The sequence below is a fragment of the Frateuria aurantia DSM 6220 genome, from assembly GCF_000242255.2.
GTDB classification, from domain to species: domain Bacteria; phylum Pseudomonadota; class Gammaproteobacteria; order Xanthomonadales; family Rhodanobacteraceae; genus Frateuria; species Frateuria aurantia.
Genome location: NC_017033.1, coordinates 1,128,048 through 1,140,561 on the forward strand (window position 1 = coordinate 1,128,048; position 12,514 = coordinate 1,140,561).

The 12,514-nt window shown below is 64.5% G+C and carries 14 protein-coding genes; 3 read left to right on the forward strand and 11 right to left on the reverse strand.

Annotation, left to right across the window (positions count from 1 at the left end; genetic code table 11):
* Positions 1-57 precede the first annotated feature (57 nt).
* Both FRAAU_RS05155 and FRAAU_RS05160 read left to right on the forward strand, forming a co-directional pair.
* Positions 58-1,272 (forward strand): MFS transporter, encoded by a 1,215-nt coding sequence (locus FRAAU_RS05155; RefSeq protein WP_041270388.1) that lies wholly within the window; start codon positions 58-60, stop codon positions 1,270-1,272.
* Positions 1,273-1,367: 95 nt separating this feature from the next.
* Positions 1,368-2,213 (forward strand): NAD(P)-dependent oxidoreductase, encoded by an 846-nt coding sequence (locus FRAAU_RS05160; RefSeq protein WP_217176246.1) that lies wholly within the window; start codon positions 1,368-1,370, stop codon positions 2,211-2,213.
* Positions 2,214-2,263: 50 nt separating this feature from the next.
* Here FRAAU_RS05160 and FRAAU_RS16360 read toward each other — a convergent pair whose 3' ends face one another.
* Complete coding sequence (locus FRAAU_RS16360) at positions 2,264-3,520, reverse strand: TlpA disulfide reductase family protein (RefSeq protein ID WP_014402514.1); 1,257 nt, start codon at positions 3,518-3,520, stop codon at positions 2,264-2,266.
* 652 nt (positions 3,521-4,172) lie between these two features.
* On the opposite strand from FRAAU_RS16360, the gene FRAAU_RS05170 reads away from it, so the two are divergent.
* Complete coding sequence (locus FRAAU_RS05170; RefSeq protein ID WP_014402515.1) at positions 4,173-4,502, forward strand: hypothetical protein; 330 nt, start codon at positions 4,173-4,175, stop codon at positions 4,500-4,502.
* Here the strand turns inward: FRAAU_RS05170 and metX are convergent.
* The 10 genes from metX to ccmA all read right to left on the reverse strand — a co-directional run bounded on the left by metX (position 4,489) and on the right by ccmA (position 12,489).
* Positions 4,489-5,592 (reverse strand): homoserine O-acetyltransferase MetX, encoded by a 1,104-nt coding sequence (metX, locus tag FRAAU_RS05175; protein WP_014402516.1) that lies wholly within the window; start codon positions 5,590-5,592, stop codon positions 4,489-4,491. The genes FRAAU_RS05170 and metX overlap by 14 nt on opposite strands.
* Complete coding sequence (locus tag FRAAU_RS05180) at positions 5,592-6,659, reverse strand: tetratricopeptide repeat protein (RefSeq protein ID WP_014402517.1); 1,068 nt, start codon at positions 6,657-6,659, stop codon at positions 5,592-5,594. The genes metX and FRAAU_RS05180 overlap by 1 nt, the downstream gene beginning before the upstream one ends.
* On the reverse strand, positions 6,653-7,099 hold the full coding sequence (locus tag FRAAU_RS05185; RefSeq protein ID WP_014402518.1) for a cytochrome c-type biogenesis protein: 447 nt from the start codon (positions 7,097-7,099) through the stop codon (positions 6,653-6,655). Before FRAAU_RS05185 ends, FRAAU_RS05180 begins: the two co-directional genes overlap by 7 nt.
* Positions 7,096-7,641: a DsbE family thiol:disulfide interchange protein gene (locus tag FRAAU_RS05190; protein ID WP_014402519.1), complete on the reverse strand. Its 546-nt coding sequence runs from the start codon at positions 7,639-7,641 to the stop codon at positions 7,096-7,098. The genes FRAAU_RS05185 and FRAAU_RS05190 overlap by 4 nt, the downstream gene beginning before the upstream one ends.
* Positions 7,641-9,599, reverse strand: a complete 1,959-nt coding sequence (locus FRAAU_RS05195; protein ID WP_014402520.1) for a heme lyase CcmF/NrfE family subunit — start codon at positions 9,597-9,599, stop codon at positions 7,641-7,643. The genes FRAAU_RS05190 and FRAAU_RS05195 overlap by 1 nt, the downstream gene beginning before the upstream one ends.
* The gene (gene ccmE / locus FRAAU_RS05200) at positions 9,596-10,063 is read right to left on the reverse strand and encodes a cytochrome c maturation protein CcmE (protein WP_014402521.1); all 468 of its coding nucleotides are present in this window, start codon (positions 10,061-10,063) and stop codon (positions 9,596-9,598) included. The genes FRAAU_RS05195 and ccmE overlap by 4 nt, the downstream gene beginning before the upstream one ends.
* Positions 10,064-10,100: 37 nt before the next feature.
* Positions 10,101-10,301 carry a heme exporter protein CcmD gene (gene ccmD / locus FRAAU_RS05205; protein ID WP_014402522.1) on the reverse strand — a complete coding sequence of 67 codons (201 nt, stop codon included), beginning with the start codon at positions 10,299-10,301 and terminating at the stop codon, positions 10,101-10,103.
* On the reverse strand, positions 10,298-11,059 hold the full coding sequence (locus FRAAU_RS05210) for a heme ABC transporter permease (RefSeq protein ID WP_014402523.1): 762 nt from the start codon (positions 11,057-11,059) through the stop codon (positions 10,298-10,300). Before FRAAU_RS05210 ends, ccmD begins: the two co-directional genes overlap by 4 nt.
* A gap of 97 nt (positions 11,060-11,156) precedes the next feature.
* Positions 11,157-11,864: a heme exporter protein CcmB gene (ccmB, locus tag FRAAU_RS05215; protein WP_014402524.1), complete on the reverse strand. Its 708-nt coding sequence runs from the start codon at positions 11,862-11,864 to the stop codon at positions 11,157-11,159.
* The gene (gene ccmA, locus FRAAU_RS05220) at positions 11,857-12,489 is read right to left on the reverse strand and encodes a cytochrome c biogenesis heme-transporting ATPase CcmA (RefSeq protein WP_014402525.1); all 633 of its coding nucleotides are present in this window, start codon (positions 12,487-12,489) and stop codon (positions 11,857-11,859) included. The genes ccmB and ccmA overlap by 8 nt, the downstream gene beginning before the upstream one ends.
* Positions 12,490-12,514 lie beyond the last annotated feature (25 nt).

Genomic DNA, 12,514 nt, shown 5'->3' on the forward strand with positions numbered 1-12,514 from the left:
CGAATACATTTGTACCTATCGGTATGTAAATAGGCGGGGCGCCAAATGGCACCTATCATGAATCGCGGTTCGATTTCGAAGGCCGAACATAACGGCCAGCGTCTGCCGATGGCGGCGTTGCTGGCCCTGGCCATGAGCGGTTTTATCTGCATCATGACCGAAACCCTGCCGGCCGGGCTGCTGCCGCAGATGGCCGCCGGGCTGCATGTGACTTCGGCCTGGGCCGGACAGACTGTCACTGCCTATGCTGCCGGCTCGTTGCTGGCGGCCATGCCCTTGAGCATGGCTACCGCCGGCTGGCGCCGGCGCAAGGTCTTGTTGCTGGCCATCAGCGGCTTTCTGGTTTTCAATGCCGTCACCGCGTGTTCGACGTCCTTGTGGCTGACGTTGGTGGCGCGTTTTCTGGCAGGGATGGCCGCCGGTCTGGCCTGGAGCCTGATCGCTGGCTATGCGCGAAGAATGGTCGCTGCGCATCAGCAAGGGCAGGCGATGGCGGTTGCCATGGTCGGAACGCCGGTGGCTTTGGCCGTGGGTGTACCGCTAGGTACCTGGCTGGGTGGCCGGCTGGGCTGGGGGCAGGCCTTTGGTCTGATGTCACTCGTCAGTCTGCTGCTGATCGGCTGGATCCTCGCCGTGATGCCGGACTATGCCGGTCAGGCCGCGCATCAGCGTTTGCCGCTGCGTCGCGTGCTTTTGACGCCGGGGGTGCGTCGCGTGCTGGCCACGGTGATCTTCTGGATGCTGGCCCACAATGTGCTCTACACCTATATTGCGCCGTTTGCGGGCGTGTCGGGCATGCAGGCCGGCGTCGATCGGCTGCTGTTGCTGTTCGGTATCGCGGCGCTGGCGGGTATCTGGCTGAGTGGGCGGCGGGTGGATCACGGGTTGCGGCAGACCGTGCTGTGGAGTCTGGCGGCGTTTGTTGCTGCCGCTCTCGCGCTGGTGGTGGCCGGTCAGCGACCGGTTGTCGTGGTGGGGGCCGTGTTTATCTGGGGATTGAGCTTCGGTGGTGCCGCGACCCTGTTGCAGACTGCGCTGGCGGATTGTGCGGGCGAGGGAGCCGACACGGCCCTGGCGATGAATGTCGTGGCCTGGAACAGCGCCATCGCCGGTGGCGGGGTACTCGGCGGGTTGCTGCTGCATGCCTGGGGGGCCGAGGCCTTGCCGGGGGTGGTGGCGTTGCTGGCGGGCATGGCCTGGATCATCGTCAGGAGGGGGCGCCGGCACGGCTTTGCCCCTGGAGCAAGGCAAGGGCACCCGCTCAGTCGTTGAACGACAAGGGAGGCGAGGTTGTCCGGTACTGATCGTGGCGGATGACGCAGCGGTTTGGTCAGCACACAACAGAGGGTGAGATGATGGATGTCGGAGTGATTGGATTGGGTGCGATGGGGCAGGCGATGGTGTGCCGGCTGCTGGATGCCGGACATGCCGTACGGGTATGGAATCGTTCCGGTGGCGCACCGCCGGGAGCTCAGGTGGTCGAAGACGCGGGGGATGTGTTCAAGTCCGACGTGGTGCTGACCATGCTGTCTGACGACGCGGCCCTGCAGACGGTGCTGCTGGACAGTGGCGCGCTGGCGCAGGCACGCCCGGGCACGGTGCATGTGGTGATGTCGACGATTTCGGTGGACTTCGCCGAAGCTTTGCAGGCGCCGCATCATGCCGCGGGCATCGAGTACGTCGGCGCACCGGTGCTGGGGCGTCCTGATGTGGCGGCCCGAGGCGAGTTGAACATCCTGGCGGCGGGCCATGGCGCGACTCTGGATCGGCTGGCACCGGTCTTCGATGTGCTGGGCAAGCGCTGCTGGCGATTGAGCGACAAGCCATCAGCGGCCTTTGCCGCCAAGATTGCCTGCAACATGATGATCACGATGGCCATCGAGGCCATGGCCGAGGCGGTGGTGCTGACCGAGCCGTACGGTCTGGCACGCGAAGACTTTTTCGAGCTGATTCTCAATACCTTGTTTGGCAGCCGCTCCTATCAGGTCTATTCGACACAGATTCTGGCCGGCCGTTATCAGCCCGGTTTCAAGGCCTCGCTGGGCTTGAAGGATCTTGGCCTGGCGCAGCAGGCGGCGGCAGGTCTGGGGCGTGACCTGCCGATGCTGGAGGCCGTCCATGGCCAGATGCGTGCCGCGGTGGAGGCTGGTGGCGGCAGTCGGGACTGGTCGGTCATGGCGGCTCACACCCTGGGCGAGCTCGACGCCGGCTGAATCCTTGCAGCCTGTACGTCTGGATATGGCGAGGCCGGCCCGTGGCGGGTTCAGCCCGCCGGAGCCGCCAGCAGGGTCTCGATCTGCTGTTCAAATTCGCGGGTGAGTGCGCTGTGATAAACCCCTGTCGCCTTCGCCGAGAAGCCGGTATGGATATGTTTGACGCGGCCGTCGCGGGCGATGAAGAAGGTGGTGGGCCAGGCGTCCAGATTCACCGCCTGCGGCAGTTTTTCCTGGGCCTGGTCGGTGGTCCCCGCCAGCAGCACCGGAAACGAGGTGTGGGACTCGGCGATGAAGGCGCGCAGACGGGCCGGATCCTTGAACTGATCCTTGTCCTCGAAGTCCAGAGTCACGATTTCCAGCCCGCGCGCATGGTATCTGCGATACAGCGCTTCCAGAAACGGCGCCTCGTCATGGCAGTTGGGGCACCAGCTGCCGGAGACATCCAGCAGTACCACTTTGTGCCTGAAACGGGCATCGGTATTGGATATGCGATGTCCTTGCAGGTCCGGAAAGCTGAAGGCGAAGATCTCGTCCGGATCGCGTACCGTGGTGTGGTTGCCGAGATCGGCGGCCTCAGGCAGGCCCAGCTTGCGAGCCGTCTCGGGTCGATATGCCAGATAATGGCTGTGCTGGCCATGGCTGTCCGTCAGATCCAGCTGCAGGTCCACATCGCCATTGGCGGCATGATCGGGTTTCAGGCTGGCCGTTTCGGCACGGGTGCCCGAGAAATTGGACAACTGCCAGCTGCCGTCATGCCAGGTGCCGGTCAGGGCACCGGTATCGCCGCCCACACCCAGCACGGCGGCGCTGACTTCGGAGAATTGCTGGCGCACGATCAGTCGCCAGGCATGCTCGTTGTGCTTGCGGCTGGCCGCCGGCACCAGCCACAGACCGTCGATGTCGGGAGCCACGCCGGAGCTGGCTGTCGATGCTGCCGGACGACGCGCCTTGATCGTCCATGACGGCGAATGTGGACCGGACTGGATGGCCGTATAGCGGCCGTCGAGGCTGCCATCGGTTCGGAGCTGCAAATCCAGCACACGGTCAAAGCCCGGATAACGAAGGATCAGATGGCCGTTGCGAGGCGTGGCCGGCTGGGAAGTGATCGCATCGCTGCCATTGAAGAAATTGCCATGCAGCTGCCGCTGGCCATCCTGCACGATCTGGTAATGGAAAGGGATGTTCTGTGACGACTGGCTGGCGGTGGCCTGCCAGTCGCCCAGCCAGGGCTTCAGACCGGCATCGCCGGCCATGACGGCTGTCGGCAGGCTCAGGCCCAGCAGCAACGCGCGCAGAAACATCATGGTTCGCCCCCTGCAAATCCGGCCAGCCTATCGGTGGTTTTCAGCTGAGGCCAAATAAGCAAGCGGCATAGCTATATCACCTGTCGTGCATGTGACATGCGGCACGATGCGATGCAGCCCCCCGCCAACCGCCCCATGTGGACGCGTCAAGCCTGGCGTATCGGCAGTTCGACTGGAGTGTTCAACGTATTTTCGGTACCGACTCACGCTTGCCTGGACGATGCCGGAACGCGCCGGATGATTCATGTATCCAGCGCATACCGGTCTGCGGGATGGCCTGTCGGCGACAGGCGCCAGTTCTGGCAGGGTTGTTCATCGAGGCCGCTGTTTCGCGGGTTGTATGACCGGGAGGCGGAATACCGCGGTTGTCCATGAGACTTCAGGTCGCCGGCCATGCGGCATCCGGTAAGGCTTGATATCCGGGCAGGCGGCCATAAGCAGGAGCGCGGCGGGGCGTGCCCGACGGAGCAGGTTCTGATCCATCAAACGGAAAGCCTCGCGGGGATGCCGACAAGACGTACTGCTGTTTGCCGGCCGCTGCAGCAGTGGCTGAATGGCGGAACCGCGCATCCGCAAAGCGGTGGCCTTCGCCAAATCTATACGTGGTCAGCAAGTATGATTTGGCGACTTGCGGGTGATTGCGGAGCAGCTGATGACCATTCTGGCCGGTACGCCCTGGATTTCACTGACGGCCGACTATCTGATCGCCGAGACGGCCATGCCCGAGCAGTTGTTGAACGATGCCAATCTGTGGCTGGATCAGGCGCGCTCGCTGCTGCAGCTGGCCGAGCCGGCCTGCGCGGCCTTGCTGGCGGAAGAGACCGGGCTGAAGGCCCAGCCATGGCAGGATGGCATCGAAAGTCTGGATCGTCTGCTGCTGATGGCCCAGGGCTGCATCAGTCAGGCGCATCGCAGCATGCTGCAAGGACAGCTTGAGCGGACCGGCAGGAGCGGCCAGCCAGGCGACCTTACAGGGTCCTGAGGAAGCCGCCGATGGCTGCGCTGTAGTTTTCGATGTCGACCAGAAAGGCATCATGGCCTTGCGGTGAATCCAGCGCCACGAAGTCGACCTCGGCACCGGCGGCCTGCAGGCCTTCGGCGATCTGCTGCTGCTGCTCCAGCGGAAACAGGATATCGGTGCTGACACCGATCACCAGCGCCCTGCGGACATGGATGCGGGCCAGCCCCTGCATCACGCTGCCCTCGCCATACTCGGCGACGTCGAACCAGTCGCTGGCACGTGTCAGATACAGATAGCAGGCCGGGTCGAAGCGGCGCACGAAACGTTGCGCATGATGTTCCAGATAGGACTCGACCTGGAACTCGCGGGCGAAAGGTTCATCCGGTCGCTGATCGCCATCCAGCCGGATGCGCGCGAAGCGGCCGTTCCACTCCATCGCCGAACGGTAGGTGATCACGCCCAGCTTGCGGGCCATCGCCATGCCGGTTTCGGGATAGGCTGCGTCGGTGTAGTGGCCATCCTGCCAGTTAGGATCCAGCCGGATCGCCTCTCGCTGCAGCGAGCGGATGGCAATCGCGAACGGCTGCGCCTGCGGTGCGGTATCCACGCTGATATGCGCCTCGACCTCGCCCTCGTATTGCAGCATATAGGCCAGCGCACTCATGCCACCCATCGAACAGCCGATCAGACAGGCGAGTCTGGCAATGCCCAGGGCCTTGACCAGATCGTGGGCGGCACTGGCGACATCTTCCAGCGCCAGCTCGGGAAAGCTCAGACGATAGGGTGCGCCGGTGGCCGGATCCGGGCTGGCCGGCCCGGTCGAACCCTTGTCGCTGCCCAGCGAGTTGACGCAGATGACGTACCACCGATCGGTATCAATGGCCTTGCCCGGCCCCAGCATGCCTTCCCACCAGCCGGGCGAGGTATCGCCATCAGGGTGGGAAGCGGCATGGGCGCTGGGTGACAGGCCGGTCAGGATCAGCACCGCATTGTCGCACCCGGGACTCAGCCGGCCCCAGGTTTCATAGGCCAGCCTGGCTCCCTGCAGCTGCCCTCCGCGTTTCATCGGGAAGGGACTGGGCAGGGCATGGTAGCGGCGCGCGTCGCTCATCAATCGACCTTGTCGACCACAATGCTGACCGGCGCGGAGACCGGCAGCCTGATCGGGGCTGATTCGCCCTCCAGGTCGCCGGCGGCCGGCATGGCCTGGCCGCTGTGGCTGATGCGGGCACCGACGATGACTTGCGTGGCGGCGGACAGATTGCGTTGCGGCATCATCGCCATGGCATCGGTCAAGGTCACGGTCGCGGGCAGGCTCGAGGCCGGCCGTTTGGTCGCGGCCAGCGGCATCGGAGGACCGCCGACGGCACGGGCGTAGATGAACAGGCTGTCACCGGGCTTGAGCCTGGAGGCCAGCGCCGGGGCAAGACTGACCGTCACCGGCAGGCGGGCACCGGGCTGGGTGGTTGCAGCCTTGCCCGGTTCGGAGGAACTGTCCGTCGCCTGCGCCTGCTGGCCATGCAGCTGCTGTTCGGCATCGCGCAGCTGCCCGCTGACGATCTTGCCGATTTCCGAATCCGGCCCGATCAGGGGCTGCAAAGTCTTCCAGTGGTCGATGGCCTGAGCGAACAGGCCATGCTGATATTCGCTGATGCCCAGCAGCCACAGTGCCCGCTGGTTCTTTGGATCAGCAGCGACCGCCTTGTGCAGCAGATCGCTGGCATGGTCGGCCAGCTGATGATCAGGACGGGTCATGGCGCTCATTTCGGCCCAACCGACCATGGCATTGACGTTGTCGGGTGCATTGTCCAGCGCATGCTGGTAGGCATCCAGTGCCGCCTGCGGCTGGCGGATGGCCGCCATGGTCTGGCCCAGCAGCAGCCAGCCCTGAGTATCCTTGGGCTGTTGCTTGAGATGGTTTTCCAGCTTGGTCAGGGCGTCGACCAGCTGCTGTTGGGCCGGATCCTGACGCGGGACGCCATTGAGGGTCGAGGGCTGGCCGACGATGCCATAGACCGCGATGGCGGCCACCGGCACCAGTACCGCCAGAACCACGGCGAGCGGGCGGCCGGAGCGTCGACTCTGTTCCAGGGAGCGGCGCCACAGCGGAAGCGCCACCAACAGGATGGTGGCCAGGACCATGGCCGCGGCGATGACATAAAAAGCGGTTTTCACCATTTTTCCCCAGGCGTGATATCAGCGGCCGACACACCGGAGCGGCTGCGCTTGCGAATGATGGCGAACACGATCAGGCCGCCGGCCAGAAAAATGCCCAGCGGCCCGAACCACAGCAGCCAGGTCGAACGATCCAGCGGCGGATCGTAAAGCACGAAATTGGAATAGCGCGCGACCAGATATTGCTTGATCTGGGCATCGGACTGGCCCTTCTGCATCAACTGGAAGACTTCGTCGCGCAGATCATGGGCCAGCGGAGCACCCGAGTCGGCCAGCGATTCGTTCTGGCACTGCAGGCAGCGCAGCTCGGCCGTCAGCTGCTGGAAGCGGACTTCCTCGGCATGGTCCTTGAAGGGCAGCGGTTCGATGGCCTGCGCCTGCAGCAGCAGCGGCAGCAGTCCCAGCAAGGCCGCCAGCAGCAGGCGCAAGTTGACGGCCCTCATGGCTGGTTCTCCTTGGCCAGGGCGGCGATGGCCGGCTCCAGTTCGTTTTTCAGCACGGCCGGGGTGATTTCACCGATCCGTTTGTAGCGGATCACGCCGTGCGCGTCGACCAGAAAGGTTTCCGGCGCGGCGTACACGCCGAAATCGATTGCGGTCCGGCCCTGGCGATCGGCGATGATCAGCGCATAGGGATCGCCGCGCTCGCTCAGCCAGGCCTTGGCATCGGCGGGGTCGTCCTTGTAGTTGAGGCCGACCAGGGTTACGCCCAGTTGTTTGGCATCGGCCATCAGCAGGGGATGTTCCTGGGCGCAGGCTACGCACCAGCTGCCGAACACGTTCAGCAGATAGGGCTTGCCCAGCAGACTTTCCTTGGTGATCACCCGGGACGGGTCTTGCAGGGACGGCAGGCTGAATTCGGGAGCCGGCTTGTTGATCAAGGGCGACGGTACTTCATTGAGGTCATGATGGGATGACCACCAGATGCCGAAGCCGAACAGCGCGGCCAGTACCAGAAAGGCCAGCAGGGGGAGTTTGCGCATCATCACTGCACCTGGGCGGCGGTGCCGCGGCTGTCGTTGGAGCGGGTCTGCCGGAAGCGCTTTTCACAGGCGCTGAGGAAGCCGCCGAGCAGCATGAACAGGCCACCCATCCACAGCCAGCGGATAAAGGGCTTGTCATACAGACGGAAGGCCCAGGCACCATTCGGCTGCTTGGGGTCCATCGGTTCACCCAAGGTGACGTAGATATCACGGAACACGCCGGCGGAGATCGCCGATTCGGTCTGCACTTCCTCGCGGGTGTAGACGCGCTTCTGCGGGTGCAGGACCGCGACCACCGAGCCGCTCTTGCTGACAGTGATGGCGGCCTGGTCGGCATGCCAGTTGGGGCCTTTGGTTTCCTGCAGACCGTCGAAGTGGAACTGGTAGGCACCCAGCGTCTGCGTGTCGCCCGGCGCCATGCGCACGTCACTGAACATGCTCAGCGACTCGGACAGCATCACGCCGGCCACGAAGACGCCTACGCCGAAGTGTGCCAGCAGCATGCCCCCCATTTCCGCGGTGAAACGACGGCCGGCGGGCATCTCGCGCACGCGCTTGAACACGTACAGCAAGGTGCCGACCATGACCCAGATCGCACCGGCCACCCCGAAGATGGCCTTCAGATGTCCCTGCACGAAGAAGGTCGCGATCACGGCGCTGACCACGGCGGCAATGCCGGCGCGGGCCGCGATGGCGACCAGGGCGCCGGGTTCGGACTGACCCCAGCGCAGATAGGGGCCGAAGGGCAGCAGCAGCACCAGCGGTGTCATCAGCACGGTGAACAGGAAGCCGAAGTAGGGCGAGCCCACCGAGGTCTTGCCCAGATGCAGGGCATCGCCGATCAGCGGGAACAAGGTTCCCAGCAGCACCATGCCGGCGGCCACGGTCAGCAGCAGGTTGCTGACCAGGATCGCGGATTCGCGTGAAATCATGGCGAAGCCCTTGCCGCGGACGACGGTGGGTGCGCGCATGGCATAGAGCAGCAGCGAACCGCCGATCACGGCGATCAGGAAGCACAGGATAAACACGCCACGGCGAGGGTCGGTGGCAAAGGCATGCACGCTGGTCAGGATGCCGGAGCGGACCAGGAAGGTACCCAGCAGCGACAGCGAGAAGGCGAAGATGGCCAGCAGCAGGGTCCAGGCGCTGAGACTGCCGCGCTTCTCCGTGACCGCCTGGGCGTGGATCAGCGCCGCACCGGCAAGCCAGGGCATGAAACTGGCGTTTTCCACCGGATCCCAGGCCCACCAGCCTCCCCAGCCCAGTACTGAGTACGACCACCAGGAGCCGGCGACGATGCCGACGGTTAGAAAACCCCAGGCGGCATTGGTCCAGGGGCGCGACCAGCGCACCCAGGCCTGTTCCAGTTCGCCGCCAAGCAAGGCGGCGATCGAGAAGGCGAAGGCCACCGAGAAACCGACATAGCCCATGTACAGCATCGGCGGGTGGAAGGTCATTCCCGGATCCTGCAGCAAGGGGCTGAGGTCATCGCCGTCGGCCGGCATCGGAATCAACCGCAGGAAGGGATTGGAGGTAAAAATGCTGAACATCAGAAAGCCGGTGCCAACCAGCCCCATCACGGCCAGCACGCGTGCCAGAAACACCTGCGGCAGGTGCCGGCTGAAGGTGGCCAGGGCTACGGTCCAGACATTGAAGATCAGGATCCACAGCAGTACCGAGCCTTCGTGATTGCCCCAGGTGGCGGCGATGCGGTAATACCAGGGCAGCGCCAGATTGGAATTGACCGCAACATAGCGGACCGAGAAATCATGGCTGTACAGCGACCAGGCCAGAATCGCGAAGGCCGCGGCCACGAACACGAACTGGCCGGTGGCGGCGGGGCGGGCGACCGCCATCAGACCGCTGTGTCCGCGCCAGGCACCGATCAGGGGAAGAATGCCTTGCACGATGGCCAGGATCAGTGCGAGTACCAGTGCCAGCTGGCCCAGCTCAGGAATCATCGAGCCGCTCCCGTGGCGGTGGCGGCCGCCACCTGGTGATTGGCATGGGCCTTGGCCATCGCGTCTTTCAGTTCTTTGGGCATATAGGTCTCGTCATGCTTGGCGAGCACCTCGGTCGCCACGAAATGATCGCCGGCCATATGTCCGGTGGCGATCACGGATTGGTTGTCGCGAAACAGGTCGGGCAGAATCCCGTTGTAGTCCACCGGCATCGCGCCGTCGGCATCGACCACCGTGAAGTGGACGTCCAGTGACTGGGGGTTGCGCTCGATCGAGCCGGCCTTGACCATGCCGCCCAGCCGAAAGCTCTGATAGGAGGCGGCTTCGCCGGCGCGGACCTGGCTGGGGGTCAGCAGGTAGTTCATATTGTGCTGCAGGGCCCATACGGCCAGGCCGACAGCGACGACGGCGGCGCCCAGAATGGTCGAGACCAGGATGAGGCGGCGTTTGCGGGTGGGATTCATAAGCGTGCTCTGAAAGCTGGCAAGGCGCTGGTGAAGGTCAGCGCGTGTTGGCGCCCGAGGAGCGGGTGGCCCGGTCCTGGCGCTGGGTTTGACGGTTCATCCGGCGTCGAAGTTCCGCCAGCACGCCGCGGCGTCGCCATTGTGCGGCCAGGGTATCGGCCAGCAGCACCAGAAAAAACACGGCGTAGGCCGGCCACACGTACGCGGCATAGCCGCCCATGGCAAAGAAATGGCTCATGCTTTTTCTCCGGCGGCGATGGTGCGGACCCAGTCCTTGCCTGATTCCAGCACCAGCAGATCGGCACGGATGCGGCCGAACAGGCTGCCCGCGAAATAGAACTTGGTGGCGAACATCATCGTCAGCAGCGGCCACAGCATGCTGGTGGCGATCTTGGAGGGACCGAACAGCCGCACGGTAGAACCCTGGTGCAAGGTGTTCCACCAATTGACCGAGAAGTGCACGATGGGCACGTTGATGATGCCGATCAAGGCCAGAAAGGCCGCGGCGCGGGCGCCCTGGCGCCGGTCCTCGAAGGCATGGTAGAGGCCGATCACGCCCAGATACAGAAACAAGAGCACCAGTTCGGAAGTCAGTCTGGCATCCCAGGTCCACCAGGTGCCCCACATCGGCTTGCCCCACAAGGATCCGGTGACCAGGGTGATGAAGGTGAAGGCGGCACCGATCGGCGCTGCCTCCATCGCTACCACTTCGGCCAGCTTGATGCGCCAGACCAGGGCCAGAAAGGCGGCCACGGCCATCACGCCATAGACGAACATGCTCATCCAGGCGCAGGGCACGTGGATGAAGATGATGCGGTAGGCGTCATGCTGCTGGTAGTCGGGCGGTGCCAGCACCAGGCCACCGTAAAGCCCGATCACGCCCAGCACGATGGCGATGGCATAGGCCCAGGGCCGCAGCAGTCCGGCGAAGCGGTAAAAGATGGGGGGCGAGCTGAGCTTGTGCAGCCACAGCGGAATCCACGAGCCATTAGCCATGCCGTTGCTCCGAGGTAGGTGGGTAGGCCGGTCGGGCGGCGGGAATCAGGCACAGCGGCGAGATCCGGAGAAGAGAGAGGCGAATCAACATGTCGGGTCAGGCATCCAACGCAATACGCAACGCCGCGGCACAGGCCAGCGGGGCCAGAACGATCATCGCCGCCAGTCCGGCGCCCAGCCAGGCGAGGGGGGCGGCATAGGACAGGCCTTGCTGGGCGGCACCCACGGCGCCGGCGGCGAAGATCACCACCGGAACGCACAGGGGCAGCAGCATCAAGGCCAGCAGCATACCAGAGCGGCGGGTGCCGGCTGTCAGCGCCACCAGTACCGCTCCGAGCAGGCTCAGCAGCGGGGTGGACAGCAGCAGGGCGGCGACCAGCACGGGAATCACCGCATTGGGCAAGTGCAGGGCACTGGCCAGCACCGGCGCGACGATGATCAACGGCAGGGCCGCGGTCAGCCAGTGGGCCAGAATCTTCATGCCCAGCAGCAGCGCCAGCGGCTGAGGCGCCAGCACCAGCTGTTCCAGCGAACCGTCTTCGATATCGCTGCGGAACATGGCATCCAGCGCCAGCAGCATGGCCAGCAGCACGGTCACCAGCACCACGCCGGAGGCGATCCGCTGCAGCAGATTGATGTCCGGTCCCAGCGCGAAGGGGAACAAGGTGGTGACGATCACGGCATACAGGACCGGCAATGCCATTTCGCTGCGCCGGCGCCAGGCCAGTGTCAAGTCGCGCTGCAGCAAAGCGCAGCACGCACGGGCCATGCCCGGCACGGCGGGGGAAACCTCGGGTTCAATCATGCATGCGTATCCGTGCCGCGCTGTCGCCGAGAAAGCTGACCGCGCCATGTCCTGTGACGAGGGCAGCGCCGCCGGCACCGGTATGCTGCGCCAGAATCTGGTTGACCATGTCGATGCCGGCCCGGTCCAGATTGGCGTAAGGCTCGTCCAGCAACCACAGTGTGCCGGGAATCACCATCAGCCGGGCCAGCGCCACCCGCTTTTTCTGACCTGCGGACAGGCTGCGGACCAGTTCGTCCTCGTAACCGCGCAAGCCGATGTCGGCGAGTGTAGCGGCAATCTCGCGACCTGGTCGCAGGCCGTGCAGACCGACCGCCACGGCCAGATTCTCGCGAGCGGTCAATTCGTGTTTCAGGCCCAGCTGGTGGCCCAGAAACAGCAGTTCGCCGTCCCGGCGCGGGCCCGTCATCAATTCGCCGCGCCAGCGCAGCTCGCCTTCGTCGTGACGAAGCAGGCCGGTGAGAATGCGCATCAAGGTGGTCTTGCCGCTGCCGTTGTCGCCCTCGATCAGCCGCAGGTCGCCTGCCCGCAGACAGAAATCCAGCGGTCCGAAAATGCATTCGTCCTGGCGGTAGAAGCTGAGTCCCTTGGCTTCTAGCAAGGGTGGTGCGGCATTACGGCTCATCCTGACTATTGTCCGCAAAGCGCAT